The sequence below is a fragment of the Novosphingobium endophyticum genome (genome assembly GCF_014640675.1).
Taxonomy (GTDB): Bacteria; Pseudomonadota; Alphaproteobacteria; order Sphingomonadales; family Sphingomonadaceae; genus Novosphingobium; species Novosphingobium endophyticum.
Genome location: NZ_BMHK01000005.1, coordinates 147367 through 173828, shown reverse-complemented (window position 1 = coordinate 173828; position 26462 = coordinate 147367). Strand labels below are relative to the sequence as shown.

The following is a 26462-nucleotide window of genomic DNA, read 5'->3' as shown; positions in this document are numbered from 1 at the left end:
GGTTTCGCAATAAGGATGCGACTATGCTGAAGCAGGTCCTTGTCGGCAAAAGCGGATTGCGGAGTTCCGAGATTGCGCTCGGCACGATGACGTTCGGCGATCCGCGCCCGTGGGGCTGCTCCGCCGACGAGGCCCGCAAGATCATGGCACGTTTCGTCGACGGCGGCGGCACGACGATCGATACCGCCCCCAACTACGCCGACGGGGCAAGCGAAGAGATCGTGGGCGATTTCACGGCCGGCCGTCGCGATCAACTGGTGCTGTCGACCAAGTACACCGCCGCCGCATCCGCGCATCCCCTGGCGGGCGGGAACAGCCGGCGGACGATGATGCTCTCCGCGGACGGCAGCCTGCGCCGCCTGAAAACCGATCGCATCGATGTGTTCTGGCTGCACTTCTGGGACGGGACCACTCCGCTCGAGGAAATTCTGCGCGCCGCCGACGACCTCGTCCGCGCGGGCAAGATCCTCTATTTCGGTCTGTCGGACACGCCTGCGTGGCTTTCCTCCCGCGCCGTAACCCTTGCCGAAACTTTGCGTCTGACGCCTGTCGTAGCGATCCAGGCCGAATACAACGCCGCCACGCGCGGGATCGAACGTGATCTTGTTCCCATGTCGGAAGCACTCGACCTTGCCGTGTTTTGTTGGGGGCCTCTGGGGGCGGGCGCACTTGCAGGTGGCAACGATCCGCGCCGTCAGTCCGCGGATCGCATGTCTCCGACCTTATGCGAATTTCGCCATGCGATTTCTGGCCTGGCCGAACGAAGCGGCCAATCCACGCGGCGCCTGGCCCTGCGCTGGCTGATGGAATCGGGGCGCAACCGCATTCCGATCTTAGGTGCACGGACCGAGGAGCAAATGGCCGAACTGCTCGCCGATGCGCAGGAGCCGATCAATGCAGATCTTTTCGCCGAGGTCGATGCGCTGGCGAAGCCGGGAAAGCTGTTTCCCTCGCCACTGATAGGTTCGTCCTATTTGCGAAAATTCGCGCTGGGACAGCCGGACCTTTTCACCGGGTCGTCGCGAGCCCGCAGTTGATGTGCGCCTATTCTGCGCGAAGGCGCGCCGCGATTGGTTCGGGGATCGGAACGCCCATGATGCCGGGTGCACCATCCGTTCGCGGCGCAGCCCACACGCGAACCTCGCTGGCCTCGATGCACACCTGCCCATCTTTCGTAAGCTGATGCTCCAGGGCAAAGCTCGATCGTCCCACGCGCGTCATGCGCGTCTCGATCTCGACAAAGTCGCCATAGCTTGCCGGAGCCATGAAACGCGCGCTCGTGTCGACCATCGGCCAACCGATGATCCCGTTTTCGTGAATTATCCTGGCGCTCTTCATTCCCGTTGCCGCTTCCAGCAAACAAGCCGTGGAAGTGTCGAAAGCCGCGAAATAGCGGGGATAGAAGACGATGCCCGCGGGATCGCAATCCCCCCATTCTATCGTCCAGCACCGTGTATTCACGAACATCCGAAGCCATCATCCTGTCAGTAGCCGAAACGCCCGACTGCGAGTTTCAAGGGAGAACGACAATGAACGACACAGCCGCACCGCCGCAAGACCAGACAATTGTTCGTGCCGCGACCGTAATTGTGTTCCGCAGCGGGTCTGAAGGCGTGCCCGAGATACTGATGGTCCAACGCTCTGCCCAACTGTCATTTGCAGGGGCTGCCGTCGTATTTCCGGGTGGCAAGATCGCTCCGGCAGACGAGAAGCAGGCGGCCGGCTTTCCCGCCATCCCCACGGATGAAGCGGCGGCCCGCATTGCAGGCATCCGTGAAGTGCTTGAAGAAACCGGTCTCATTCTGGCAACCCATGAAAAGGCTGGCGCGCAAGCAGCTATCGATGCGCGCGCGATGCTGATGCACGACGAGGACCTGGCCCCTGTGCTCGACCGTTTCGGATGGACGCTCGACCTCGACCAACTTGTTCCCTTTGCGCGGTGGGTGCCGACCTTCAAGCCCGGCCGCATTTTCGACACCCGGTTTTACCTTGCCGACCTCGGTTCGGGACGAGTCGACCTGACGCCCGATCTGGGAGAGAATACACGCCTGTTCTGGGCCAGCGCGAAACAGGCGCTGGACATGATCGAAATGGACGAGATCAAGGCAATTTACCCCACCCGCAGAAACCTTGAGCGGTTGGCACGGTTCGCCAGCTTTGCCGAAGCGAAGGAACACGCGCTCAATACACCGATGGATCCAATCTCACCCTGGGTTGACGGCGATATGCTGCGTATTCCGGAAGGGGCAGGCTATCCGGTGACGATCGCGCCGCTTTCCCAAATCCGGATTTCATGAAGGAAAGGGGGGCGGCCGGTCAGTCATTAGTGTAATCGTCCGCCGGCTTGTCCTCCGGCAGCGGCTTGCCTTCGTGGAGGTAGGGGGCTGCCTCGATCAGAATAAATGCAATCCGGCACGGCTTGTCCGTTGCATTGCGCCAAAGATGATTGGTGCCGCGCTGCACGATGACACCGCCTTCGCGGACCGTGCGCACTTCGCCGCTGTCCAGTTCCAGCTCGATTTCGCCGCTCAACACGATCCCGTAATCGATGCTGTTGGTCCGGTGCATCGGGCTCGACCGCCCCGGCAGCATGTCGACGATACGGATAACCGATCCTTCGTTGAGCGTCAGCCCCGCCTCACGCAGCCGCCCGTCGGTTTCATCGTTGTTGTCGACCGGCACCTTTTCCGTGGTCCAGACAAGCAGGAACGCCGCATCGCCAGACGGGATCATTCGTGTTGGTTCGACATCTTCCGACTTAAAGACCGCAAGGCCCCTGGCATCATGGCCCGTGACCACGCGCTGTACCGGGGGCAGCCCGGAATCCGAAACTGTCATATGCGATCCCTCCGCTCGCTATCGCTCGACGGGAATGCTGCCTCCCTCATGGGCGAACGACCTTTTGATCGATCGCGCCAAAGGGCGCGCTTCCGTCCGCGGCATGTGCCTCCATGCGGACGCGGTCGCCGAAACGCATGAAGGCGGTGCTCGCCTCGCCGTTGTCGACAACCTCGATACCGCGCCGCTCCGCGATGCAGGACGATCCCGCCTCGCGGAAATTCTCATTCGAAACGGTCCCCGATCCGATGACTGTTCCAGCCACGAGATCGCGCGTCCGCGCGGCGTGGGCGATAAGTTCGTCGAAGCCGAATTCCATCGGTCCACCATCCGCATTGCCGAATTGTTCGCCGTTCCAGCACACCCGCAGCTTGAGATGAGGGCGCGCGTCCTTCCACGCGGCACCCAAAGCGTCCGGCGTGATCGCAAAGGGGGCCATCGAACACGGCGGCTTGGCCTGAATCCAGCCGAAGCCGGTCTTCATTTCAGGCCCGGCCAGAGCCCGCAGCGACCAATCGTTGATCTGAACCACCAGCTTGATATGCGCGGCCGCGTCGGCAGCGCTCGTGCCCATGGGAACGAAATCGGTCACGATCCCGAACTCGCCTTCGAAGTCGATGCCGAGTTCCTCGTCGCGCATGACCACGTCTTCGTTGGGTCCATAGAATTTCGACGAAACGCCCTGATACATCAACGGGCTGTCACTGATGATCGGATCCAGGCCCAGCACCTGCTCCATCAGCCGCGCATGGCTGGGATAGACCGATCCGTCGAGCCACTGCCACGCCCGCGGCAGGGGCGCCCGCAGGCTCTCTGCTGGCAGCCGTTCCGGGTACTCGCGGATGGCTCGCAGGGCCGGTTCGATGACATCCCACCCCTCCACGGCTTGCTGAAGCGTGTCGACAGGGGCCGAGGCGCAGGAAGAGCCGTCGGCGGACACAACCACCAGGCGGCCATCGGGCGTGCCATCGTCCAAAGTTGCAAGTCGCATCGTGTTTCTCCCGAATTATCGGCAGTCGTGCTGTCGTGATTGCGAGGCACAGGAAAAGGCGAATTTTTCAGCCGCGGGCATCGGCGGGGCATCTGAGCGATCCAACATGGTCCGAGCGCCGAAAGCGCGAATAGGCCCCGCTTTGTGCCCTAAAGGGCGCTGACGTCTGTGCGCCGCCTATCTTCCTTGAATGGCAGCGCGGCTACCGTCGCGCGGATTTCCCGCTGCGGTGTCCCCGGCCTTCCCCACAAGACCGTAAGCTGCGTGCCCACTTCCATAAGGTCGCGGTCGATGACGCAAAGCGAAATCATTTTGCGCAGAACGGTGCTGTAGGTCCGCGAAGAGGAAATGCCGACCTGCCGCCCATTGGCCAGAACCTGATCGAACTCCGCCCCTATTGCGCGGGGCATTTCCATGGAGTCCGGCAAGGGACCGCCCCGGAATTGGGCCGCGAACAGATCGGTGATGTCCTGCTCATTCCAGATGAGACCGGCCAACTTGCGCGCCGGGCCGCCATCTGCCGCCTGGGCTTCCAAGGCTTCGCGGCCGACGAAATCGTGACCATCGCGCGCGCGCCGATTGCCCCACCCCAGTTCGCCTGGCATCCGGAAGTAGTCCGTAACCGCCTGCGGAATGAAACTTCCCGTCGGCGTGCCTCTGGGCAAAAGCTTCGGCGCGCCCGGCGTTACGATCGAGGCGGGGAAATAATCCAGACCGACGGTCGCGATCCCGGATTCGATATGTTGCACCAGCAACGAACGCATGCCGAGCTGACGAATGCCGAATTCCTTGCCCGCCTCGAAAGCGGCGGCCCACACGGCCCCGGCATCGTCCGCCGAGCCGTGCAATTCATAACCGAGTTCGCCGGAAATACCGGTGCGCAGGACGCGGACCTCAATGTCGCCGATCTGCGACATGCGGCTATGATTGAATCTGATGTCGCGAAGGTTCTCACCCGTCGCCTTCTCCAGCGCGAAAAGCGAATTCGGCCCCTGTACCTCAAAAATGAACATCTCGGGACTGATCGCTTCGATCTCCATGTCCCAGGAACCCTGCGTCGCCTGCCAAAGCGCCCAGTCGCCACCACCGCCGGTGTAGATGAACTCTTCCTCGCCAACGCGATAGACCACGCCTTCGGACGCGATCTGTCCCGCCTCGTTGAGCTGCACATGATGCTTGATCTGGCCCAACGCGAATTTTTCGAGGCTGTTCATGCCTATGCGGGCCAGAAACGCCAGCGCTTCGGGGCCACGCACCCGGATCTTCGAGATCGAGGTCCAGTCGCCGATATAACAGGCCTCTACATGCGCAGCGCTTTCCTCCGTCCAGTTTGTATATTCCAGCGGAACGGTCAACGGCGTCCAGCTGTAATACGCCCCCTTTACGTTGAAGACATCCTGTCCGGTTGAAGCGGGAGCCAGCAGCATGGCGCGGTCGGTTTCGAACAGGCCCTCAGCGTTCCGGAGTTGCTGCTCGTAACCTCTGCGTTGCTGATCTACGATACGCGACATTAACCATCCTCTGTTTGTCTGTTATGCTTTGGCAGGCCGCCGATCGGCGCCGGCAGATGACATGAGCCGGCGCAGGTTCGGGCGAGGAACGAGTGTAGCGGCGAAGCGTCGCGAACCGAACGTCAAATAACCGATATGAAGAATGGCTGGCGGCGATAGCTGACGGAGAAGTGGCCGCCGGTCCGAAGTGGCTCGCAATGCAAACGGGTAAGGCGCACCATCACCTCGCCTGCCTCAATTGCCCGATCGAAAGCAGCCCAAACGATCAGACTTTCGCCTGCCGGGCCATGTTCCCTTCTTCTTCCAAGATCAATCGGCTCAGCACCCGCCGCGCGCGAACATTGCCTTCATCGATCGGCAGCAGCGCCGGCTTGTTTGCGAAGAGATCGTTCGACGACATGCGGCTGCGCACCGCGCAGATCATGGGCTCGTCCTCATGCTCGAAGGCGTTGCGCGTACCCTCGCGGATCATTTCGGAAATCTCCACGTTATCCCGCAAGCGGTTGCGGCCCATGGCCCAGAAATAATGTGTGCTGTTCTCCGTTTCCGGCGTCAGCAGATGAATGCCGGGCACGCGGGGCGCCTTGCTGGGATCTTCGCCCGGAGCACTCATCCCGGTGTCGAGATAGAGGTAAGACGGTGCACTCCAGTACATGTAAGCGTGAAGGTCGGCTTCCACTTCGTCGCCCTCCCATAGCAGCCTGAACAGCGCTGTGATCGGTTCGTTGCGCACGTCATAATAGGAATTGACCCGATCCCCCACCTGCTCGGCACGGAAAACCGTGCGCGAGGAATTGCCGTCGGAGGCAAGAAATGGATGAAGGAATTCGACATGGCTGAGATCGAGGAGGTTATCGATGACAAGCTCATAATGCGCGTTCACGAACGTCCGGCCATGAACCCAGGTAAAGTCCGCATCTTCCAGGATCGGCAGCGAGGGAAGTTTGTCCTCATCGGCCCGATCAGGATCACCCATCCAAATCCAGATCATGCCGTAACGCTCTGCCAAGGGGTAGGACCGTACATTCAGGGCAGAGGCGATGACTCCTTTGCCATGCGGATTAAGTACGCAGTGCCCTTTCCTGTCGAATTCAAGGCCGTGATACCCGCACTTGATGCGATCGCCCTGTACCCGCCCCAGGCTGAGGGGCGCGAAACGATGGGGACAGGCATCATAGAGCGCGATGGGCTTGCCGCCTTCGCCGCGATAGATGACAACCGGCTGCTCATGGAATGTCCGTGACAGCGGCTCGTCATCCAGGTCATGACTCCAGGTGGCCGCATACCAGGCATTTTTCAGCACTTTCATCATGAATCTCCCTGGATTTTGTTTGCCCGCAACCCGCCCTGGCGACAAACCGGATGTAGTGATAGCGCGTATTGTCGGAGGTTATAACTTGCCTCCCGAACCGGTTCGCATTCCCACGGCCCGGCTTGGGTCGAACCGTCCTGGTGCGGTGTGTTGATGCGGTCGGCTTTGCCGGGACATCAATACGGCACGGACAGCGTGGCCATGGCTTGCCTTCGCACTTTACTCTGCTCGGCCGGGGAGACTTTTTGCTGTGTCATCTGGTCGAGCTGAACACTGGCTTCCACAACGAAGCGAGCCCGGTCAAATCTGCGCGCCATGAAAGCCGCCAACGCCTCCTCGCATGTGGCGGCTTTCCCGATTTCCTGCCCTAGAACGATTCCATCCTCGACCGCCATGCCGCCGCCGGAAGCAAGATGAGCGGTTGTGGCATGCGCAGCATCGCCGATCAGAACTACGCGCCCGCGGTACCAGGGGTTCTTCACCAGAAGCCAGTCATAGTCATTGACGATCAGCTTAACCTCGTCCGTCAATTTGCTGGCCACGGCGCAAAGCAACGGCGCGGAAAATGCGCTGAAGATATCGCGCACTGTTTCTCGCGCACTTTGCGCGTCGAAAGTTGGCCGTTCAGCATATTCGCGACCCGTGGCGAAATAGATACGACCATCAGCCATCCGCCTGATCACACAAAGATCTTTCGCATGGAAATGGCCCGTAGGCCCAAGATCCGGAACTCCGCCGACCACGGCCCGAAACATGGTCACCCCCGAATAGGTCGGCTCGACACTTTCCTCTCCGGTCAGGATCAGCGAACGCGTTTTTGACCGAATGCCATCGGCACCGACGACCAGTTCATATTTCCGGGTCTGGCCATCGGTGAGCGTCACTTCGACCCCGTCCGCCGACTGTTCAAGGCTTTCGATGCTAAGGCCGATCCGAACATTGGCGCCCGCGTCTTCAGCGGCCTTGCGCAGAACCTGGTACAGATCAGGCCGATAGATGAGAATGCCTTGCGGGAGGTCGGATTCAGGGGATTTTGGCATGGGCGGCGCCGGCAGCCGGTTTCCAGCCGCGTCGAAATTCGTGAACAGCTCCTCGGCATCAGTGATTTTGCCCTGGGCCAGACAGCCGTCCAGCGCCCCGATCTCGTTCAGAGCGTCTACTGCCCTATTGAGCAGCGTGATCGCTGCGCCCGCCGGACCATCGGCGATGTCGATAACCTTGCAATTCACCCCTGCGCGAGCAAGCGAAGCGGCTGCCGTCAGGCCAGCAAGGCCGCCCCCGACAATTAGAGCATTCCTGATCGCAGCCATCTCGTCCTCTCTCGGCCAATGCAGCTAAGTGCATTTTGAATGCAGCCTTCATGCGGCTCCATTTCCCGGAAGACAAACGCACCGAGTCGATGGCTGGCATCGAAAGGCGTGATAGATTGCTATCAACAACGCCCGACATGCCACCCGACCAAGTTCATAGCTCGTACCCGCCCAATGCCGCGACATGGAAGCTGGGACGCGAGTCCGACAGAGCTGACGAATATGTCGAGCGAATGCTTGCAGAAGCCAACCAAACGGAGACGGCCGGAGCGGGACCGCTGATGCGGTCCCGCTCCGCTTTCATCTTGATCCTTACTTGTATCGCTCAGCAGGGCTGTCGCGGGAAACATTTACGGCCAAGGCACCTTCGGCTGCGACATAGGCATCCCACAGCCCTGGGGCGGCCAGCGAGGGGATACAGACCAGTTCCCCGGTATCGAACGCCTTAAGCGACGATGCCACGAGATCCTCTACCTGCATCACGATTTCCGGCGGGTAGCCGGAGAGGTCGACCTTTGCCACTTGATGCATTTCGGTCGCTACTACGCCGGGGAGTAGCAATTGCACGTAGACGCCGGATTCCGCTGCCTCGGCTTGCATATGCCGGGTAAAAGCCATGACGAAGTTCTTCGATGAGGCATAGCCGGCATTGTCCGGCATCTGCATGAAAACCATTCCGGACGCGACGTTGATGATGCCCCCCTGCCCTTGCTGCATCATCCGCTTCATCGCTGCGACCGAAACGCCGACCGCCGCCTCCACGTTGACTAGCAGCATCGCGGCAATGTCATCCAGTGCGATGTCAGGTGCCATCCCGCGAATGGCAAATCCGGCGTTGTTGACGACAAGATCACAAGAACCGCCCTCCGCGATGCGTTCACGGACCCTGCGCAGGCCGGTTGCTTCACCAAGGTCGGCGAGAAGTACTTCGATGTCCACACCGCTCCTGCCAAGCTTGACGGCCAGTTCGCGCAAGCGAGCCTCGCGTCGGGCGACGAGAACGAGATCGTAGCCTCGCTTCGCCAATTGTTCGGCAAACTCCCGGCCAATCCCGGACGAAGCACCAGTAATCAAGGCACGCGGCATAACATTGTTCCTTTTAGTTGGCACGCCGACCGGATCGCTGATGCGTTCGCGGCGTTGGTGTCATTCTTGCGCCTATCCGAAGTCGCGGCGTCGAACCCGGGCAGAGAATCTGGCAGTCGCCTGGTTCGAGCACACAGATGCCCCTTTGTGCGCTTGCGATCACGCCGCCCGGCGTCGTCGGTCAGTGGCCACGAATTCGCCAAGGGCCTGCTAATTTACGATCGGCATGCCGGATTTTCCGTCAGTTCAACAACTGCATGATCCGGGAGCCAAGCCCAGCAAAGCCGCCGCGTTCTGGCCGAGTATTTTTTGCTTGTCCGCCTCGTCCAGACGGGCATGGAAGCCCACCGGATCGGGCTCTGCCATGTCGAAGGGATAGTCTGTCCCAAGGCACAGGCGATCCGAACCGTGCGTGCGGACGAGGCTGTCAAGCTGATCTTGATCGAAGACGAGCGTGTCGAGCCAGACCTGCCGCAAATAGGACGACGGTTCGCGTGAGATATGTTCGCGGCAATCTTCCCGAACGCGATAGGCGTGATCCATCCGGCCCCAGTATCCTGGCAGATAGCCGCCGCCATGCGCCACGCAGAGTTTCAGGCCAGGGTGGGCGTCAAGCACGCCGCCGAAGATGAGGTGGCTCAACGCGATGGTCGATTCCATCGGATTGCCGAGAATATTGTCCAGGTAATGCTCGGCCAATCGATGGCCGTGCGTAAAGCCCAGCGGGTGCATAAACAACAGCACTCCGAGTTCTTCCGCCGCCGCGAAGAAGGCTCGGCGCGAAGGGTCGGCCAGTTCGCCTCCGTTCACGTGGCTGCTGATCGCGATCCCGCGCAGGCCCAGGTCCGACACGCAGCGCCGCATTTCCGCGATGGCCATCCCGGTATCCTGCAGGGGCACCGTCCCCATGCCAACCAGTCGGCCAGGATGCCGCGCCACCGCCTCGGCAATGCCCTCATTCACGATGCGCGCGGCTTCCCGCCCCACCTCGGGCGGTGCGAAGTAATAGTACTGCCCGGGCGACGGGCTGATCGCCTGCACGTCAATGCCCAGGCGGTCCATGTCCGCGATGCGATCGTCCACGCCGTTCAGCTTCTTGCCGATCTCCGCGAACAGCTTTCCATTCACCGCTTTCGATGCGGCGGACATGAATGCCAGGGGATCTGGCGGATTGTCGACGTGCGACCGGACATAGGCTTCCGCAGCCGCCACATTGAGGTGACAGTGAATGTCGATGACAAGGTGCTTGCCACGCTGCTCGACCGGGATCGGGCGCCGCTCCTGCCCGCAGGTGGAAATCGTATCGGCCATCAGATCCGCTCCCCGCGAACGCCCGTTGCGCGGCCCATCCTGTCAAGCGCGACTGGGCCTTTCAGCGCGATTGCCGCAGACATTCCGCCGGTCCCGCCCCGCACGACAAAAGCCTGTTGCGATCCGGCCATGCTTGCCTATTCCTCGATGATCGCGACAGCGCGTGTCCAACCCGCGGAAGCGCCCCTGATCTTATGCGGAAAGCAACTGACGACGAACCCGTCTGCCGGAAGCGCTTCCAGATTGTGCAGCTTTTCCAGATGGCAGTACCCGATGTCGCGGCCGGCCTTGTGCCCTTCCCAGATGAGCGACGTATCGCCGGTCTCGCGGACCCGTTCCGCCGTGTACTTGAACGGCGCGTCCCATGACCACGCATCGGTGCCCGTCACACGAACGCCGCGTTCGGTCAGGTACATCGTCGCATCGTAACCCATGCCGCAGCCGATGTTGACGAAGTCCGGATCGCCGACCGCCTTGCCTGCCCGTGTATTGACCAGGACGATTTCGAGCGGGCGCAGTTGGTGCCCGATGCTCGCCAGCTCGTCCTCGACCTCTTGCGCCGTAACGACATGGCCATCGGGAAAGTGCCGAAAATCCAGCTTCACGCCTGGCTGGAAGCACCATTCCAGCGGCACCTCGTCAATGGTGATGGCTCGTTCGCCACCGTCCATCGTGGGATGATAGTGGTAGGGTGCGTCCAGGTGCGTTCCATTATGCGTGCTGAGCTTCACCATCTCCGCCGCGGCAAAACCTTCACCACCGGGAAACTGCTCCGCCTCAATGCCCGGGAAGAAAAAGCGCGCTTCCTCCAGCGTCTCCAAGTGCCCCATATAGCTGATCTCGGGCCGCATGAACGGTGGATCCGTGACGACATCGTTCTCCAGATAGATCGACAGATCGACAAATCGCCGTGCCATAACTCTCCTACTTTCCCTCGGACACCGAACGGCAAACAGGTTCTCTGGACCTGCTCATCTCCATGCGCTGTTGTCAGGCGCATTTCAGTCACGAACCCTAGCGCGGGATATTCAGCCAAACAAAACGCTTCGCGCGATAGCAGCCATTGGCCGCCATCATGGTGCCGCCAACCTGCCGGATCGAGACGGAGGGCGACATCTGGTCGACACCGGCTTCCGCCCCCTCGTCAATCTGACCGGCTACGTGCAGGGATCAGGCTTCTTCCTGCGCCCGGAACCTTTCCCACATCTTGGTGAAGGGGCCGAAATGATAGCCACGCTCCTTCCCCTCGACATCTTCGACGCACTTGTTGTGCTGACGACCGAGGAAGGTCACCTCGCTGTCCATCACGTCGCCCGGCTTCAGCCAGCGGCCGCCATGCATCGCGCCGTTACCCGGGGGCGATCCGGTGATCAGCAAGTCGCCCGGCATCAGCCTGATCCGTTCGGAAGCATAAGACAGCAGCTGTTCAGGCGGGAAGATCATGTCGCTGATCGGCCAGTCCTGCATCGTTTCGCCATTATGCCTGAGATGGATGCGCACCTGCGAGCGGTCCACGAATTGCTTGGGCACGATGAAGGGACCGGTCGGCTTGAAGTTAGGCTGGTGCTTCGAAATCCAGTCGAATTCGAACCGTGTATCGGGCCGGGTCGCTTCGTCGACGGAGCCGAGATCATTCACCATCACGTAGCCCGCGATAAGATGGTTCGCGTCTTCCGGCTTAACGTACCGCTCCGACCGCGCGACGATCACTCCGAATTCCAATTCCCAATCGTGATGTTCACCCACGATCGGCATGGGAATATCGGCGTTGGCGCCCGTCAACGACGAATGGAGGCCCGTCCAGAAGAACGGCGCCCCTTCCCGGGCGCGGCGATCGACTTCGGCAAGATTGCGCTCAAAGAAACTCTCGTCGCTTTCGCCGGGCTTGCGCCGATGTTGGTTGAACTTGTTGTGCGTCATCATTTCGGCGACATGCTGGCGATAATTCGAACCCGCGCACAACATGTTGGGATGCGCGACCGGGGGAAGGCATTCCACGGCTTCAAACCGAATACCGGTTTCGCCCCCTTTCGCGGCGAGGTCGGCGAGCTTGTCGAGCGCACGATCCCAATCATCGAAAATCGCGTGGGTGTCGGAATACATCTCGCTCAGGTCGAATACGGTGCCATCCGGCTGAACCAATCCCGGAAAGGCTTTGCCACCGTGCGCATAAGTGCCGATGCCGAAGCTGCCTTCGGCCAGGCCGGTCGCCGCATTGAACTGAGTCATGACCTTCTCCTCCATTTGAGGGAACGTGCTCTCGATCTCGGGCACCGTTCTCTTCTTGTGTCGGCCTCCCCCATCCACGCACAGGTCCCCCCGGTCAAATCGATAGGTGCGCAGTCATCTATCATTCAAGCCGATGCCAGGCAGGATTTTGCCCCAGAGTGTCAGGCGAAAGAACACTATTAATCGAGGCAATACGATCTGTGAGTGAAATCGATTGGACATTGCATCCCTGCCTATCCACTCGACCAGATGAAAAGAAGTAACTGAAACTGGCTTCCGGGAGAAAACACAATGCAAGTTTTGGTAACCGGAGCAAACGGCTTCGTCGGTCGGCAACTCGTCAGACTTCTTTCCCGTGAGGGACATATCGTGCGGGGTCACGACCTGACGACGGAGAGTCTCGAAGCGTGTGGCGCCGACAGCATGATCGCAGGAGATCTGGGCGATCCTGCGATACGACAACGCGCCTTGCGCGGGACGGAGGCGGTAATTCACCTCGCCACCGTTCCTGGCGGCGCCGCCGAGCGGGACCCCTCGGAAGGACGCCGGATCAATGTCGATGCAACGATGGCATTCGCCGACGAATTCGCTGCTCTCATGCCCGGCGCGCCATTCGTCGCAGCCAGCAGTATCGGTGTCTTCGGGCAGCCGTTCCCGCCCAAGGTCGTCGATACTACGCCGGTAGCGCCGTACATGTATTACGGCGCACACAAGGCGATCATGGAAATCTGGCTCGGCACGCTGGCCCGGCGCGGGCAGTTGTCGGCGCTTTCGATCCGACTGCCCGGCATTATCGCCCGTCCGGCAGGGTCGGAAACGATGAAGTCCGCATTCATGAGCAACGTGTTCCATGCCCTTCGCGCCGGCCGCGAAATCTCCTTGCCGGTCGAACCAAGCGCGACATTGTGGCTAATGTCCCTGGGCCGCATCGCTGACAACTTCGTCCATGCGCTGAAGGCCGTAAAGAGCAGCGACGTGCCCGAAAGCGCGGCCATAACGTTGCCGGCGATCCGTCTTCGGATGGACGAGCTGGTCGCCGAGATCGCGCGGCAAACCGGCGCGAACCCGAAGTTGGTGAGCTACGATGTCGATCCCGCCATGCAGGAAGGGTTCGGTCAGCAGCCGCCGCTCGAAACGCCGGCAGCCGAACGGCTGGGCTTTCGCCACGATGGCGATGTCGCGAGTCTCGTGAAGGCCGGGCTGGCGGCAATAGAGGCCGGGTTCGCTTGACCTGACGCCTGCGAGCAGATCAATCCAGACGATCCGCGATCGACTGGAATTTCCCGCGCAGCCATTTCAGGCCGGCATCGTTGTTATGCGATGCATGCCAGACCATCATCTCGCGAACCTTGGGCATTTCGAAAGGCAGCGGAAACACCTTGATCGGCATGTGCCGCGCGAAGAAGTTTGCATGCCTGCGGTGCATCGTGGCGATACGCTGGGTACCCAGAAGGGCACCAGGCAGGCAACTGAAGGTAGGCACCGTAACCTCGATTTTGCGGGCAATGCCCTTGTCCTCGAAAATCATCTCGGAAACGGCCGGAACCCTGTCCGGACCGAAATTGACCGTCACGTGACCGAGGTTGTTGAAGGCTTCCAGCGTTACGCCGTGACGGCAGGTCTCATTCCCGTCCCAGCAAATTGCGACTTCTTCGTCCTCGAACAACAGGGAACGAGGGTGCGTGTCAAACAGGCCAAGCGAACTGCTCTCGATCGTGATGAAAATGTCGATCTCGCCGCGATTGAACCTGTCCACGCAGGCCTTGTCCGGGTTGGTGATCTTGAAAGTGATCGACGGCGCTTCGTTGGCGATTTCGCCGATCGCCTCCGCCAGCAGGATTTGCTGCGCGTAATCCGATCCGACGACCGAAAAACATCGCTCTGATGTTGCCGCATCGAATTGCTGCGGCGTGGTGATATTGCCGCGAACAAAAAGAAGGGCTTCCCGGACGGGCTTGGCCAGTTCAATGGCCCGGGGTGTCGGCAACATACTGCGTCCGCTCTGGACGAGCAGATCATCCTCGAAATATTCACGCAGGCGATTGAGCGCGCCGCTCATGGCGGACTGACTGAGACAGAGATCATTCGCGGCGACGGAAACACTGCGCCGCTCGATCAGCGCATCAAACGCGACGAGCAGATTCAGGTCCAGTTTATCGAAACGCATGCCTCTTCCCCCCGCTATCGGTTTTGCGGTGAGGTTTAAGTGAATGCACCGATTTTATCAATTCAATAAACGATCGGCGAAGTTCGCCGGGAATCGGATTCAGGTCCGGGCGGAGTTGCGCGGTGATGGGGTCATGCGACGGATCAAGCCGTCTTTCACGATGAACTGATGCCAGACGGCGGCCGCGACATGCAGCGCCACGAGCGCCATCATGGCCCAGCTCCCCGTTTCATGGGCGAAGAAGGCCGCGCCGGCGACTGCCATGTCCGGGGCAACCGGCAGGAACGGGATCTGAAGCGGCCCCGCCATAATCGCATGGCGTTGGGGAAATGCCGAAGTCATCAGCCAGCCCGAGAGGGGCAGCGCCAGCAGGAGGATATAGAAGAGTGCGTGTGCGCCATGCGCGGCCCAACGCATTGGCGCTCCCATGCCATCGGGCAGTGCCGGCGGTCGATGCGTCAGCCGCCAGCCGATGCGCACGGCCGTCAGCGTCAGAACGCTCAATCCCAGCACCTTGTGAAGGTTGATGAGGCGCTCGCCGGTACGGTTTTCCAGGTCCGAACCGTACAAGCCCAGTCCCAGTACCGTCAGGACAAGCGCAGCGATCGCCCAATGCAGGACGACAGCCGTGGCGGAATAGCGTTGAGAAGCGTCGATCTTCGTCATGCGAAATATGGCCTCTGCTCAGGGGGCGAAATAGCGATCTGGCGGATCCGAGCTCCAGCAATCCATGTCTTGTTCCTTGATTGCGTGAAGGCCGGTCTCATGCTCGTCATTGAGCAGGTCGGTGTCGGAGAACGTCTCGAAGCGGAAACGGTCGGGATCGAACCAGACATCGAAAACGTGGCTGCCGAGTGGATGGCGGCCGACGCCCCAGTTGGGATCCCACCCCTTGTCCTGAAGATAGCGATGGGTGCGAAACTGCGCTTCGAAATCCTGCACCTCGAACGACAGGTGGTGAAGGCCGGTCATGCCCATGGCGCCGATGAAGATGGTGTGATGGTCAACCCATTCCGCTCCATGATCCAGTCGGAAAAACCCGACAACCGCATGGTCCGGCGATTGCGCATACAATGCGTCGCTCAGCTTCATGCCCATGACGTTCTGAAGCCATTCGGCGTTCGCCGCGAAGTCCTTGGCATAGAGGCCGACATGGCCCAGCCGGAACAGGGTGGCAGGTCCGGCGGGACGTTCCGATTGCGGCGCAGCGAACCGGCTCCGCTCGCCGGGTGCGTTCAGCCTGAGGTGCGGTTGCGGTGCCTTGGGTTGATCTTCCACAATGCCGTAGATCAGTTCGAACTTCAGGCCTTCGGGGCTGGTCAGCGTGGTGGCGCGGCCGCCGCCCGGACCGTCAAGCTCGACAATAGGCGTGCCGCCATGTTCGCGAACGGCTTCTTCGAGATCGGCTTCGCTTTCGACCGTGAAGCCAAGGCCGATAAACCGACGTTCGTCGCCTTGCTCTGCGACATAGGAATAGGCGTCGCCGCCGTCGGTCCTCATGTACAGTCTCGAACCGGCCTTGCGCACGGTCTTCAGGCCGAAATCCTCGGCGAAGCGTTGCGTCTTGTCCAGGTCCGTGACCACCAGACTGGCATGATGAAGTGATCGTATTCGCATCCAACACTCCCGAATGAATTCTCCCGCGGTGCCTGCGGCGCGCGCCCGGCATGGCTATCCGGCAAGCCATTCGTATCAGCGCTGTCCGGCGCCAGATCAAACCGTGCTTAAAGATGCAATGTATCGACAAGGTTGATGGATGAATGTCCTGCAACCGGTACTATCCATCGATCCCGCGGATCGCTTCGGACACTCCAATCGATTGGTGGGATGCCGCCATGATCGATTAGGGTTGGACCGAACAAACAGAAAATTGCCTGTTGGGATTGGCTCAATGTATCCGTTTCGTGACGAGAATGTGTTCCTGCGCAACGCCTGGTACGTGGCGGCGATGGCGCAGGAGATCGCCGACGGCCCCTTGCAACGCACGATCATGGACAAGCCGGTCGTTCTCTATCGCGGCGAGAGTGGACGGATGCGGGCGATGCACGGCTTGTGCCCGCATCGAAATTACCCGCTTGGCCTTCATGGCACGGTGGAGGGAGAGGCCATCCGCTGCAACTACCACGGCTTCGTGTTCGACGGCGAAAACGGCAAGGTGGTCGATATCCCCTCCGCGGCCAACACCCCGATGCGTTTCTGCCAGAAGATCTACCCCGTCGTTGAACGCGGGCCGTGGGTATGGATATGGCCTGGCGATCCGGATCTGGCCGATCCGGGCAAGGTGCCGACGCTCGACCAGATGAAGATGGGGGACGGCTTTGTCACCAGTCCGATGATGGAGCCCATGCATGCCAACGCACGTTACATGCTGATCCTCGAAAACCTGATGGACCTGACGCACATCAGTTTCCTGCATTCGATGACGGCCGGTTTCGATGAGATCGCTTCAGCGTCGATCGAGATCGAGGAGACCGAAGGCGGCATGATCGTGACACGCAGGATGGATGCCGCCGCCTGGGGCAAGTACCACGAGGCCGTCTTCGGCGAAGAGAACCGGTTCGAAGGTAAGGCGCAATCGGACAACGAAGCGATGACCGTCGCGCCGGGCTATTTCCTGAATACGAGCCAGACGATCCGGTCGATCGACGGCAAGCCCGTTGATCCCAGGGTTTACGGCGAAGTCTGGTTTCACCACGTGGTGACGCCTGAAACCAAAACCAGTTTCCACTATTTTGGAACCCAGACGCGGAATTTCCGGCTGGACGCGGACGCCCTGGGCGAGGGATTGCGCCATGCGGATACCCGTGTCCGGGCAGAAGATATCGAGGCAGTCGAAGCGATCGAGCGCCAGCTTGTGCAATTCGGCCCGCCGCCGGTGGAACTGGCGGTCAGGAGCGATACCGCAGCCGGCAAATTGCGTCGCCTCATGCAGCGCGCACTCGATGCCGAAGCGGCAATGGGCGAACCGAAGGCAGAAGCTATCGCCTAGGTGTCTGATCCTCAATCTTGGCCCGCCATTAGTGCGTCATTGTTCCCGGTATTCCAGATCGCTGCCATGGAAGTGGATTACGCTGTTCGTCGTCGGAACATTCGGCACAACCAACTGCGTGAATCGGCCAAGTGCCGGCCTCGTCCTGGAGTGCGTGCCGTCATCGAGTTAACGACACAGAATCCGCCGATCGGCCTTATGCCCAACCCGGTCGAATCCCGCGCCGTCCGCTCCGTGGCGTTCAGTCCGGTTCGTTCGCAGCGCAATTGCCGGCAACTCGCCGCCGGTCGCCGGCCGGACGAAAGCGAATGCCCGCACGAGGAAAACGAATGTTGAATATCGCGAAATCCGTGCTGTTAGCCGGCATGGTCGCCACCGGCCTGTCCGTTGTTGCGCCGGCTGGCGCCCAGCAGGCGGACGGGGCCTGCATACCGTTCACCTGGACCACATTGGGCACGGCCGGGGGTCCAATGCCGACACCTGACAGGGGCGAGCCTTCGAACCTGCTGCGGGTCGGAGATCGCCACATCCTGGTTGATACCGGCGACGGCACGGTGAACCAGCTGGGTCGCCTGGGGATGAACCTCGGCGCTGTAGACACCGTCTTCATCAGCCATCACCATCTCGACCACACCGGCGGTCTCGCCGCCGTGGTGGGGCTGCGCTGGATGAACAGCTTTCCGGGCCCTCTGACCGTCTACGGCCCCCCGGGAACCCGCGAGCTCGTCGACGGCTTGATAACCTCGATGCAACCGCAGGCTCGCATTGGTTTTGGCGTCGGGGCGGCCGGATCCCCGCCCGCAGACGCTGTGCGAGTGATCGAACTCATGAACGGCCAGCGCGTCGAACAGGTTCCGTTGACCGTTACTGCCGCTGCGAACACGCATTTCGATCATGACGGCGAGCGGGGCGCTCCCGGGGCACAGTCGCTCAGCTATCGCTTTGACCTGGCTGATCGCTCCATCACCTACAGCGGGGACACAGGGCCTAGTCCGGCTTTGACCCGGCTCGCCGCCGGAACCGACCTGCTGGTAACCGAAATCATGGATTTCGAGGCCCTGATAGAGGAGATCAGCCGCCAGAGGCCCGACATGCCCCCGACTATTCGGGAGCAGGTAGAAAGGCACCTGTTCACCCATCATCTTACCGCGGAGCAGGTCGGGCAGATGGCGCAGTCGGCCGATGCGAAGCAGGTCCTGCTCACCCACTATGCAATTCCGCCGACGCCCTTGGCCGCAAGTGCCGGAAGATTGCTGGATGGAATAAGAGCAAACTATGCCGGTGCGGTGCACTTCGGGCGCGATCTGGGCTCACTCGATGTCGGCTGCCGTTGATCGGATTTGTGCAGCGTGACGCCATCCTTCGCCCATCACGCCGTGCTAATGACGTAGGTCATCGTCACAACTCGCGAAGGCGAAGACTGTTGATTATGGAATGGCCCGCCCCTTTTTCCGGTCATCGATTATGATGGCGGTGTCAGAAAAGGAAGGAGCGGACCGATGGCTATTGTTATCCTTGGTGTTGATCTGGGCAAGAACTCTTGCAGTGTGGTGGGCATTGACGCGGCTGGAGCGGTTGTCATGCGTCGATCGATGCGCCGTCAGACACTGATCGACTTTGTTGCGAAGATGCCGCCTTGCGTGATTGCAATGGAAGCCTGCTGTGGTGCGCATCATCTTGGCCGGCTGTTTGAGGGAAACGGTCACGAAATCCGTCTGATGTCGGGCTTCTCGAATTTGCAGATGCTGACGTGGGTGCCGTTGCCGCGCTCGCCAGCATGTCCGCCCATTCCTGTAACATCTTCCTGCGAGGGGCCAGGTAGAGTGCGCTGTTGTATGCACCCCGGACCTCGTCTGCATCCGAATGGGCCAGCGCCATCTCGATCCAGTCGGGGTTGTATATCTGCGCCTCGTTCGCCCATGTCGAGGCGAGACCGCGAAATCCGTGCACGGTTTGCCGGCGCCGATAGCCCATCCGGTAGCAGGCATAGATCATCGTGTTTGCCGAAATCGGCGCGCCGGGTTTTGAGCCGGGAAATACGAATCGATCGTTGGTAGCTCGCCGGCGTCGGTGCAATATATCAACGACCTGTCTGGATAGCGGCACCAGATGTTCACGTCGCATCTTCATGCGCTCGGGCGGGATGCGCCATAGCGGCTCATCTCCATCCAGGTCCTCGAACTCATCCCACACCGCGAAGCGGGTTTCGCCCGTGCGCGACCACGTGAGCAAGGTGAACGTCAGAGCATCGCGGGTCAACTCACGGCAACGCGGCGTTTCCTCTCCATCGTATCGGGCGATCGCCGTGACGAGCTGGGGAATCTCCTTGATGGGCACACGCGCCATGTGGCGCACGCGCGGCCTGGGCTTAAGGGCACCAAGCAAGTGCATCGTAGGATCTTGCTGGGTCAGCCCGTTCGCGATTGCAAAACGGAATACCTGACTGACCCCCTGCTTGAGCCGCCTGCTGATATCAAGTGCACCGCGTGCCTCGACCTTGCGAATCATGCTCAGTATCTGCGGCGCTGTGATATCGGCGAACTGAAGAGCACCGATCTCTGGAAAGACGTCCCGTTCCAACCGATTGAGCACTCGCTTGGCGTGGGCGGGATCAAGGCCCTCTTCACGATTGGCGTGCCACATCCGCGCGACGGCCTCGAAGGTGCTGNCGGCGTGACGCTGCAGATTGTGCGCGACTGGGTCCTACGCTTCAACGAAGGCGGTCCTGATGGTCTGGCGACACGCAAGGCTCCTGGCCGGTCCTCTATCCTGAACAACGAGCAGCGTGCGCGGCTCGCCGAGATTGTCGAGGCTGGGCCGATCCCAGCAGCACATGGCGTGGTGCGCTGGCGGCTAGGGGCTACGTCAACGCCGCCTTCCGTCGGCGCTTACTGCTTTCCGCCATCGCACGAAGCGATTGTAGCAGGTGATTCGTGGACCGTAGCGTTCGGGTAGATCGCGCCAAGGCGCACCGGACCGCAGAACCCAGAAAATGCCGTTCAGCACCCGCCGATCATCAACGCGCGGCACGCCTCGGGGCTTGTTGGGCAACAGCGGCTCGATCACGCGCCATTCGAAGTCGGTCAAATCATATCGGCTCATGCCAACGCTGAATCAGCATTCGCCGCAAAAAGGAAGCATCACAGCGAATCGGATCAAGGAACTTCAATTTCTTGCTCGGCTCCGGGCGGATGCTCAGCCAATTCCATCGACCAGCCATCAACCTCGAATGTCAGCGTGATCTCGAACGTTGGCCCATCACCGTCGCTGTTCATGTACCAGCACCGAACCTGGCTGCCTTCTACGGCCAGGAACTGAACGAAGTTCATGTCCACGTACGAGCCGATCTCGGCGCTGATCGCCTCGGCAATATCAAGAGCACCAATCCTCTGAAGCTTGCGCGAACTACCTGTCATGCCGCCTGAATGGCATCGTTGACCCAGTCAGGCAATCGCCGAACCCAACCGATGGTTCCTTCTGCTCGGCCTGGCGTAGTGCCGCCGGATCGACTCCATCAGCAAGCAACGCCTTGGCCTCGCCGCGTTTCGCGCGTGCGGTCGCCAGGGTGACGTCGGGGTACTTTCCGAAGCTCAACAGCTTTTCCTTGCCGTTGAAGCGGTATTTCAACCGCCACAGCTTCGATCCGTTGGGTTGCACGAGCACATGCAATCCTCCGCCGTCGGAGAGCTTGTATGGCCGCTGCCGACGCGGCGCATATTTTACCTCGAGTTCCTTGAGCGGCATCTGGGGGTATCGCCTGTTGGGGGTACCCACGAAAAATACCCCCAATCCACCCCCACTTCAAATCGACGTGCGCGGATACGCCAGGATCGAGCTGGACGCTGCCACCCACGCAGGGACGCGACAAATCTTTGATTTTTTGCAAAAAATTATGCCGCCGGACGAATCCGGGCAAAGGTGGAAATCGCGCTGGAAGGGGTGATGGTAGCGGAGGAGATCTCAGTGGCTCGCCTGAGCAGCTGCCGCAAGTCGAAGTCGCAATCGCCGGAATTCACCCAGAAGAAGTTAGAGCTGGAGGTTCGCTGACGCCAACAGAGCCGCCATTCCGGCACTTTCGCGGGTCAAGCGAAAGCGGCCCCACATTCACATGCCTGCGGCGGGCGTCGAGCGCGCCAAACGGATAGACCAGTCACGCTAATGATAATGACTTGCAACCCTGGATTACATTCCCTAATGGCGCCCGCCGAAGGGGATTTTCCATGTCGGTCAAATGTCGCCACACGTTGTTCGTCTTGCCGATGGTCTTTGGTTCGGCGCCCATCCTCGCCCAGACCGCGGTGAGTCCCGATAGCGATCTGGACGGGCCCATTGTCGTTACCGCTGCGCGTACCGAACTGCCGGCAAATGCCCTGCCGATGACTGTCGAGGTGCTGGACAGCGAGACGCTGACCCAGCAGGTCGCCATCGGTGGCTCGATCGTCGATGCCGTCTCTGCGCTGACGCCTTCCTTCTCGCCAACGCGCCAAAAGCTTTCCGGCGCGGGCGAGACGCTGCGCGGCCGTTCGCCCCTCTACGCAATCAATGGCATTCCGCAGACGGCGCCGCTGCGCGACGGCGCGCGCGACGGCTTCACCATCGATCCCTTCTTCGTCGACCGGGTCGAGGTGATCTACGGCTCCAACGCGCTGCAGGGCATCGGCGGCACCGGCGGTATCGTCAATCAGGTGACGGTCGGCCCTCCCGAACGCGATGGTATCTCCGGCCGCGTGCTCGTCCAGGGCAGCGCCGACACCGGCTTCAGCGGCGACGGGCTGGGTGGCAAGGTCGCCGGGCTGCTCGGCTGGCGCGGTGGCCGTTTCGACGCCACGATGGGCGCCGCTTTCGACAAGCGCGGAGTATTCTACGACGGCAAGGGCCGGCGCATCGGCACCGACCTCACCCAGGGCGAAACACAGGACAGCCGCTCATGGTCGCTGTTCGGCCGCTTCGGCTATGCGCTTTCGGACACCGCCCGGCTGGACTTGATGCTGAGCCGCTTCGAGCTGGAGGGTGAAGGCGACTACGTGCCGGAAAATGGTGACTACACCATCGACCTGCCGACCACATCGGTGCGCGGCACGCCTCCCGGCAAGACGGCAACCAACCGCACCGAAAGCGCCGCGTTGACTTTGACCGACAGCGACCTGTGGGGTGGCAGCCTGATGGCGCAGATCTTCTGGAACCGCTCACGCGATACCTACGGCGGCGAAGTGGCGCCGATCGCAACTTTCCAGGACGCCGCGCTCGCGCCAATCGGCGCACTGTTCGACCAGTCGCAGAACCGCAGCCGCAAGTACGGCGGCAAGTTCTCCTACGAGCGCAAGATGCCAGGTTTCGAGGCGCTGACCGCAACATTAGGCCTCGATCTGCTTTACGACGGTACCGAGCAGCGCCTCATCGCCACCGATCGCTCTTGGGTGCCGCCGACGAACTATCGCAGTATCGCCCCTTTCGCGCAGTTCAACCTCGCGTTGTTGGACGAGAAGCTACGGCTCGCGGGCGGCATGCGATACGAGGACGTGCGGATTTCCATCGACGACTACACGACGCTGGCCAGCTACGGCGGTTTTGACGTTGCCGGCGGCACGCCCAAGTTCAGCGATACGCTGTTCAACGGCGGCGTGATCCTGGAGCCGATCAAGGGCCTCCGCGCCTATGCCAGTTACGCCGAGGGTTACACGGTGCCCGACGTGGGCCGCATCGCCCGTGCAGTTAACCAGGCGAGCGTTGACATCGATGACTATGTCAACATCAGCCCGATCGTCTCCAACAATCGTGAAATTGGTGTCGAGGCGAAGCGAGGGCCGCTCGATGCCAGCGCGGCCTATTTCTGGTCGGCGAGCAAGAACGGCTCGTTGCTGGTTCAGACTGGCGGCGTATTCGAAGTGCAGCGCCAGCGGGTCGAGATCGAAGGTGTCGAGATCAACCTTGCAGCGAAAACACCGGTCCCGGGTCTCACCCTCTCGGCCGGTTATGCTCATCTCATTGGCCGTACCGACGGCTCTCGTGACGGGATAGACAAGGTGGACCGTGACCTCAACGGCGCCAACATTTCGCCCGACCGCCTGAACCTCGCCGCCAGCTATCGCAATGGCCCGTTCTCTGCCCGGGTCCAGACCCTGCTCTTCCTCTCGCGCAAGTTCGAACGCACGCCGGGCAGCTACAACGATCTCTACAGCTTCGATGGCTATAACGTTACCGACATCAGCCTGCGCTACCAGACCGGCTTCGGCGCCTTGACGCTGGCGGCGCAGAACATCTTCGACGCGTCCTACATCGATTACTACACGCAGACCGTGCGCCCGACAGACAATGCTCATTTCTTCGCCGGGCGCGGCCGCAATTTCACGCTGGGGTGGGATTACCGCTTCTGATGAAGCTGCTCGATGCGCTCCACCGCTGGACAGGGGGCCTGATCGGCCTTCTGCTTGCCCTGCTGGGGCTGACGGGGACGATCTTGCTCCACAAGGACGCGTGGATCACGCTACCCCACAGCGGTGATGCGCAGATGCAGGATACTGCTCTGGTGGCCGAGGTCACGCAGCTTCTGATGGCAAGTCCGGAGCATCGGCCTCAGTCAATCACCTTTGCAAGCTCCAGCTTCGGTCTCAACCGCCTTGCCTACAAGGACGGAGCCGGAGCTTATGTCACGCAGTCAGGCGACCCGGTTGGCAGGTGGTCGAGCCAATGGGAGCGGCCCGAACTCTGGCTCTTCGATTTCCACCATCATCTTTTCGTCGGTGACGCGGGCGAGGCCGTGATTGGCATCGCCGCCATCTGCGGCCTGGTCTTCGTGGTGAGCGGCGTGGTCCTGTGGTGGCGCACGCGCCGGACCTTCGAATGGCGGCTGCTGCCCGCGCGCATGACCCGGCCGGCGATCGTGCGTCATCATCGAGACCTTGGCATTGTCATCGCGCCGCTGCTGATGCTCTCGCTGATGACGGGGGCAGTGCTGGTGTTCCGGCCGATGGCTGCGATGCTGTTCGGCCCCGGCGCGCCGCAGGAGATCAGTGCTGCGCTGACATCGCCACCGGCCCGGACTGCGGCTGTCGGCGAGCGGCTCGATTGGGCCGGAATGATCCACGCCGCCCGCACGCGGTTTCCGGACGCGGAGGTGCGCAGTCTTTCGCTGCCGCGTGAGAACAACGGCCTCATCACCTTGCGCATGCGCAGTCCCGAAGAATGGCTGCCCAATGGCCGTACGACGATCTGGTTTGCGGCCGATACCGGTGAAATTGTTGCCGCGCGCGATGCCGCGGACCTGTCGCGAACCGTCAATGCCTACAACGCCCTCTACCCGCTCCATGCCGGCAAAGTCGGAGGGCTGCCTTATCGTCTGATTGTTTCACTATCGGGGATCGCGCTGACCCTACTGGGGACGCTCGCCGTCTGGACGTTCTGGTTCGTTCGTCCCAAACGGCAAGTACGATAGGCTGCGGATGATCTGGCCACCTCTTTGATCGATCCCCTTCCGCGCGCGTCATCCATTACGCCTCAAACCTTTCCAGTAATGACCGCCGACGTTGCTGCCGTTGGACGGCTCAAAGCGATACCTTGATAGCTTCCAGTCGTGCATGTCCATTCAGTTGCTTGGAATGCGGCCTTACGCCGGAACCTTGTCAGTGGATTGAACCAGGCCCTGGGCGTCCCCATTCTGAAATACGNCGACGCGGCGCATATTTTACCTCGAGTTCCTTGAGCGGCATCTGGGGGTATCGCCTGTTGGGGGTACCCACGAAAAATACCCCCAATCCACCCCCACTTCAAATCGCCGTGCGCGGATACGCCAGGATCGAGCTGGACGCTGCCACCCGCGCAGGGACGCGGCAAATCTTTGATTTTTTTGCAAAAAATTATGCCGCCGGACGAATCCGGGCAAAGGTGGAAATCGTGCCGGAAGGGGTGATGGTAGCGGAGGAGGGACTCGAACCCCCGACACGCGGATTATGATTCCGCTGCTCTAACCGGCTGAGCTACTCCGCCATACCAGATGGCCTGTTCCGGCCGCACCGCAAAAGGGGCGATGCAGGCCGCGTCCTTTACGGGGGAGGCCGGACGCGGTCAACACTGAAAAGTGCAGATCACCCGCGAAAGGAAATCACCCGGATTTCGCGCCACAGGCCTTCTTCCCAGGCATAGAGACCGAAGCCGCGAAAGCGGAAGGCAATGGTCTGGAGCGAAGGCTCCAGTTCCGCCTGGAGTGCCCTTGCGGCCTGGCTCGTCACCTTGTTCTGGATCGTCACATGCAGGCGCAGGGGCCGTGTGTCCTGGTGCGTCAGGAGACCGTGCATGCGCTCGGCGATAAGGCCGTGCAGTTCGACCATCTCCCGGCTCGCGACCGTCAGCGCCGTGCCCCTGTCGAGCTTCATCAGGCCATCGATACGCGCCGCCGGCGGCGGACGGCGGGCGAGGCTGGAGAGCACCTGCACCAGTTCGGCTTCCACCGAGGGCGGCAGCGCGTGGAACAGCGTGACGTGGGCTCGCAGACGATTGCGCTCGGGCGGGTAGTGGGCGCGGCGCAAGGCATCGGCCCAGGCGAGTACGTCGGGCGGCAGTTCCGCCGTCACCAACAGCGGCGCACGAGGACTGCGCGCGGCCGCCTGCGACGGGTCGGACGAATTCGTGCCGATGACTACCACTCCTTGAGCCGAAGCGATGAATGCGTCCGTGTCATGCCGCGACAATACAGATCCGGCCGAAAGGTGGTTCGGGCCGCAC

Annotated in this window: 24 protein-coding genes, 1 tRNA gene and 3 pseudogenes; 9 read left to right on the top strand and 19 right to left on the bottom strand. The window is 61.1% G+C overall.

Features of this window, described 5'->3' with window-relative positions:
- Positions 1-23: 23 nt before the first annotated feature.
- The gene (locus IEX32_RS05755; RefSeq protein ID WP_188769387.1) at positions 24-1037 is read left to right on the top strand and encodes an aldo/keto reductase; all 1014 of its coding nucleotides are present in this window, start codon (positions 24-26) and stop codon (positions 1035-1037) included.
- 7 nt (positions 1038-1044) lie between these two features.
- On the opposite strand, the gene IEX32_RS05750 is transcribed toward IEX32_RS05755, so the two are convergent.
- Complete coding sequence (locus IEX32_RS05750) at positions 1045-1467, bottom strand: acyl-CoA thioesterase (RefSeq protein WP_188769385.1); 423 nt, start codon at positions 1465-1467, stop codon at positions 1045-1047.
- 62 nt (positions 1468-1529) lie between these two features.
- On the opposite strand from IEX32_RS05750, the gene IEX32_RS05745 reads away from it, so the two are divergent.
- A complete protein-coding gene (locus IEX32_RS05745) occupies positions 1530-2297 on the top strand; it encodes an NUDIX hydrolase (RefSeq protein WP_188769383.1) in 768 nt (255 codons plus the stop codon).
- 19 nt (positions 2298-2316) lie between these two features.
- On the opposite strand, the gene IEX32_RS05740 is transcribed toward IEX32_RS05745, so the two are convergent.
- The 9 genes from IEX32_RS05740 to IEX32_RS05700 form a co-directional block, all read right to left on the bottom strand.
- A complete protein-coding gene (locus IEX32_RS05740; RefSeq protein WP_188769381.1) occupies positions 2317-2838 on the bottom strand; it encodes a cupin domain-containing protein in 522 nt (173 codons plus the stop codon).
- A 46-nt stretch (positions 2839-2884) separates the two neighbouring features.
- Positions 2885-3829, bottom strand: coding sequence for a fumarylacetoacetate hydrolase family protein (locus tag IEX32_RS05735; protein WP_188769379.1), 945 nt, complete (start codon positions 3827-3829; stop codon positions 2885-2887).
- A gap of 149 nt (positions 3830-3978) precedes the next feature.
- A complete protein-coding gene (locus tag IEX32_RS05730) occupies positions 3979-5340 on the bottom strand; it encodes a glycine cleavage T C-terminal barrel domain-containing protein (RefSeq protein WP_188769377.1) in 1362 nt (453 codons plus the stop codon).
- 265 nt (positions 5341-5605) lie between these two features.
- Positions 5606-6652 (bottom strand): Rieske 2Fe-2S domain-containing protein, encoded by a 1047-nt coding sequence (locus IEX32_RS05725; RefSeq protein WP_229736114.1) that lies wholly within the window; start codon positions 6650-6652, stop codon positions 5606-5608.
- A 176-nt stretch (positions 6653-6828) separates the two neighbouring features.
- On the bottom strand, positions 6829-7962 hold the full coding sequence (locus tag IEX32_RS05720) for an FAD-dependent monooxygenase (protein WP_188769375.1): 1134 nt from the start codon (positions 7960-7962) through the stop codon (positions 6829-6831).
- A gap of 312 nt (positions 7963-8274) precedes the next feature.
- Complete coding sequence (locus IEX32_RS05715; protein WP_188769373.1) at positions 8275-9048, bottom strand: SDR family NAD(P)-dependent oxidoreductase; 774 nt, start codon at positions 9046-9048, stop codon at positions 8275-8277.
- A 246-nt stretch (positions 9049-9294) separates the two neighbouring features.
- Entirely contained in the window at positions 9295-10359 is a 1065-nt protein-coding gene (locus IEX32_RS05710) for an amidohydrolase family protein (protein ID WP_188769372.1), read from the bottom strand.
- A 137-nt stretch (positions 10360-10496) separates the two neighbouring features.
- Positions 10497-11276 (bottom strand): cyclase family protein, encoded by a 780-nt coding sequence (locus IEX32_RS05705; protein WP_188769371.1) that lies wholly within the window; start codon positions 11274-11276, stop codon positions 10497-10499.
- Positions 11277-11529: 253 nt separating this feature from the next.
- Positions 11530-12588 (bottom strand): fumarylacetoacetate hydrolase family protein, encoded by a 1059-nt coding sequence (locus tag IEX32_RS05700; RefSeq protein ID WP_188769370.1) that lies wholly within the window; start codon positions 12586-12588, stop codon positions 11530-11532.
- 291 nt (positions 12589-12879) lie between these two features.
- On the opposite strand from IEX32_RS05700, the gene IEX32_RS05695 reads away from it, so the two are divergent.
- Entirely contained in the window at positions 12880-13818 is a 939-nt protein-coding gene (locus IEX32_RS05695; RefSeq protein WP_188769369.1) for an NAD-dependent epimerase/dehydratase family protein, read from the top strand.
- A 19-nt stretch (positions 13819-13837) separates the two neighbouring features.
- On the opposite strand, the gene IEX32_RS05690 is transcribed toward IEX32_RS05695, so the two are convergent.
- The 3 genes from IEX32_RS05690 to IEX32_RS05680 form a co-directional block, all read right to left on the bottom strand.
- Positions 13838-14755, bottom strand: a complete 918-nt coding sequence (locus IEX32_RS05690) for a LysR family transcriptional regulator (protein ID WP_188769368.1) — start codon at positions 14753-14755, stop codon at positions 13838-13840.
- Between the two features lie 99 nt (positions 14756-14854).
- Positions 14855-15421, bottom strand: a complete 567-nt coding sequence (locus IEX32_RS05685) for a cytochrome b (RefSeq protein ID WP_188769367.1) — start codon at positions 15419-15421, stop codon at positions 14855-14857.
- Positions 15422-15439: 18 nt separating this feature from the next.
- Complete coding sequence (locus IEX32_RS05680) at positions 15440-16372, bottom strand: VOC family protein (RefSeq protein WP_188769366.1); 933 nt, start codon at positions 16370-16372, stop codon at positions 15440-15442.
- A gap of 274 nt (positions 16373-16646) precedes the next feature.
- On the opposite strand from IEX32_RS05680, the gene IEX32_RS05675 reads away from it, so the two are divergent.
- From IEX32_RS05675 to IEX32_RS20615, 3 genes and pseudogenes are all read left to right on the top strand, one after another.
- Positions 16647-17744 (top strand): Rieske 2Fe-2S domain-containing protein, encoded by a 1098-nt coding sequence (locus IEX32_RS05675; protein WP_188769365.1) that lies wholly within the window; start codon positions 16647-16649, stop codon positions 17742-17744.
- A 329-nt stretch (positions 17745-18073) separates the two neighbouring features.
- Positions 18074-19078: an MBL fold metallo-hydrolase gene (locus IEX32_RS05670; RefSeq protein ID WP_188769363.1), complete on the top strand. Its 1005-nt coding sequence runs from the start codon at positions 18074-18076 to the stop codon at positions 19076-19078.
- 165 nt (positions 19079-19243) lie between these two features.
- A pseudogene (locus tag IEX32_RS20615) lies at positions 19244-19468 on the top strand (IS110 family transposase); the annotation flags it as partial.
- Positions 19469-19583: 115 nt separating this feature from the next.
- Here IEX32_RS20615 and IEX32_RS21065 read toward each other — a convergent pair.
- A pseudogene (locus IEX32_RS21065) lies at positions 19584-20429 on the bottom strand (tyrosine-type recombinase/integrase); the annotation flags it as partial.
- Between IEX32_RS21065 and IEX32_RS21060 the strand changes: the two are divergent.
- Positions 20346-20699, top strand: coding sequence for a helix-turn-helix domain-containing protein (locus tag IEX32_RS21060; RefSeq protein WP_373285419.1), 354 nt, complete (start codon positions 20346-20348; stop codon positions 20697-20699). The pseudogene IEX32_RS21065 and the gene IEX32_RS21060 overlap by 84 nt on opposite strands.
- On the opposite strand, the pseudogene IEX32_RS05655 reads toward IEX32_RS21060, so the two are convergent.
- The 3 genes and pseudogenes from IEX32_RS05655 to IEX32_RS05645 form a co-directional block, all read right to left on the bottom strand.
- Positions 20637-20846, bottom strand: a pseudogene (locus IEX32_RS05655) (transposase); the annotation flags it as partial. The gene IEX32_RS21060 and the pseudogene IEX32_RS05655 overlap by 63 nt on opposite strands.
- Positions 20847-20899: 53 nt before the next feature.
- Positions 20900-21160 (bottom strand): hypothetical protein, encoded by a 261-nt coding sequence (locus tag IEX32_RS05650; protein WP_188769359.1) that lies wholly within the window; start codon positions 21158-21160, stop codon positions 20900-20902.
- Positions 21150-21488, bottom strand: coding sequence for an Arm DNA-binding domain-containing protein (locus tag IEX32_RS05645; protein WP_188769357.1), 339 nt, complete (start codon positions 21486-21488; stop codon positions 21150-21152). Before IEX32_RS05645 ends, IEX32_RS05650 begins: the two co-directional genes overlap by 11 nt.
- Positions 21489-21964: 476 nt before the next feature.
- Here IEX32_RS05645 and IEX32_RS05640 point away from each other — a divergent pair, with 476 nt between their 5' ends.
- Both IEX32_RS05640 and IEX32_RS05635 read left to right on the top strand, forming a co-directional pair.
- Complete coding sequence (locus IEX32_RS05640; RefSeq protein ID WP_188769355.1) at positions 21965-24118, top strand: TonB-dependent receptor; 2154 nt, start codon at positions 21965-21967, stop codon at positions 24116-24118.
- Positions 24118-25176, top strand: a complete 1059-nt coding sequence (locus IEX32_RS05635; RefSeq protein ID WP_188769352.1) for a PepSY-associated TM helix domain-containing protein — start codon at positions 24118-24120, stop codon at positions 25174-25176. Before IEX32_RS05640 ends, IEX32_RS05635 begins: the two co-directional genes overlap by 1 nt.
- A gap of 474 nt (positions 25177-25650) precedes the next feature.
- Here the strand turns inward: IEX32_RS05635 and IEX32_RS05630 are convergent.
- Positions 25651-25727 (bottom strand) — tRNA-Met (locus tag IEX32_RS05630).
- 98 nt (positions 25728-25825) lie between these two features.
- Entirely contained in the window at positions 25826-26383 is a 558-nt protein-coding gene (locus IEX32_RS05625) for a 2'-5' RNA ligase family protein (protein ID WP_229736112.1), read from the bottom strand.
- Positions 26384-26462 lie beyond the last annotated feature (79 nt).

Bases quoted from the DNA above. Each gene is read 5' to 3' on its own strand.
- IEX32_RS05755 (WP_188769387.1), top strand. From the start codon at position 24: ATGCTGAAGCAGGTCCTTGTCGGCAAAAGCGGATTGCGGAGTTCCGAG.
- IEX32_RS05750 (WP_188769385.1), bottom strand. From the start codon at position 1,467: ATGTTCGTGAATACACGGTGCTGGACGATAGAATGGGGGGATTGCGAT.
- IEX32_RS05745 (WP_188769383.1), top strand. From the start codon at position 1,530: ATGAACGACACAGCCGCACCGCCGCAAGACCAGACAATTGTTCGTGCC.
- IEX32_RS05740 (WP_188769381.1), bottom strand. From the start codon at position 2,838: ATGACAGTTTCGGATTCCGGGCTGCCCCCGGTACAGCGCGTGGTCACG.
- IEX32_RS05735 (WP_188769379.1), bottom strand. From the start codon at position 3,829: ATGCGACTTGCAACTTTGGACGATGGCACGCCCGATGGCCGCCTGGTG.
- IEX32_RS05730 (WP_188769377.1), bottom strand. From the start codon at position 5,340: ATGTCGCGTATCGTAGATCAGCAACGCAGAGGTTACGAGCAGCAACTC.
- IEX32_RS05725 (WP_229736114.1), bottom strand. From the start codon at position 6,652: ATGATGAAAGTGCTGAAAAATGCCTGGTATGCGGCCACCTGGAGTCAT.
- IEX32_RS05720 (WP_188769375.1), bottom strand. From the start codon at position 7,962: ATGGCTGCGATCAGGAATGCTCTAATTGTCGGGGGCGGCCTTGCTGGC.
- IEX32_RS05715 (WP_188769373.1), bottom strand. From the start codon at position 9,048: ATGCCGCGTGCCTTGATTACTGGTGCTTCGTCCGGGATTGGCCGGGAG.
- IEX32_RS05710 (WP_188769372.1), bottom strand. From the start codon at position 10,359: ATGGCCGATACGATTTCCACCTGCGGGCAGGAGCGGCGCCCGATCCCG.
- IEX32_RS05705 (WP_188769371.1), bottom strand. From the start codon at position 11,276: ATGGCACGGCGATTTGTCGATCTGTCGATCTATCTGGAGAACGATGTC.
- IEX32_RS05700 (WP_188769370.1), bottom strand. From the start codon at position 12,588: ATGACTCAGTTCAATGCGGCGACCGGCCTGGCCGAAGGCAGCTTCGGC.
- IEX32_RS05695 (WP_188769369.1), top strand. From the start codon at position 12,880: ATGCAAGTTTTGGTAACCGGAGCAAACGGCTTCGTCGGTCGGCAACTC.
- IEX32_RS05690 (WP_188769368.1), bottom strand. From the start codon at position 14,755: ATGCGTTTCGATAAACTGGACCTGAATCTGCTCGTCGCGTTTGATGCG.
- IEX32_RS05685 (WP_188769367.1), bottom strand. From the start codon at position 15,421: ATGACGAAGATCGACGCTTCTCAACGCTATTCCGCCACGGCTGTCGTC.
- IEX32_RS05680 (WP_188769366.1), bottom strand. From the start codon at position 16,372: ATGCGAATACGATCACTTCATCATGCCAGTCTGGTGGTCACGGACCTG.
- IEX32_RS05675 (WP_188769365.1), top strand. From the start codon at position 16,647: ATGTATCCGTTTCGTGACGAGAATGTGTTCCTGCGCAACGCCTGGTAC.
- IEX32_RS05670 (WP_188769363.1), top strand. From the start codon at position 18,074: ATGTTGAATATCGCGAAATCCGTGCTGTTAGCCGGCATGGTCGCCACC.
- IEX32_RS05650 (WP_188769359.1), bottom strand. From the start codon at position 21,160: ATGACAGGTAGTTCGCGCAAGCTTCAGAGGATTGGTGCTCTTGATATT.
- IEX32_RS05645 (WP_188769357.1), bottom strand. From the start codon at position 21,488: ATGCCGCTCAAGGAACTCGAGGTAAAATATGCGCCGCGTCGGCAGCGG.
- IEX32_RS05640 (WP_188769355.1), top strand. From the start codon at position 21,965: ATGTCGGTCAAATGTCGCCACACGTTGTTCGTCTTGCCGATGGTCTTT.
- IEX32_RS05635 (WP_188769352.1), top strand. From the start codon at position 24,118: ATGAAGCTGCTCGATGCGCTCCACCGCTGGACAGGGGGCCTGATCGGC.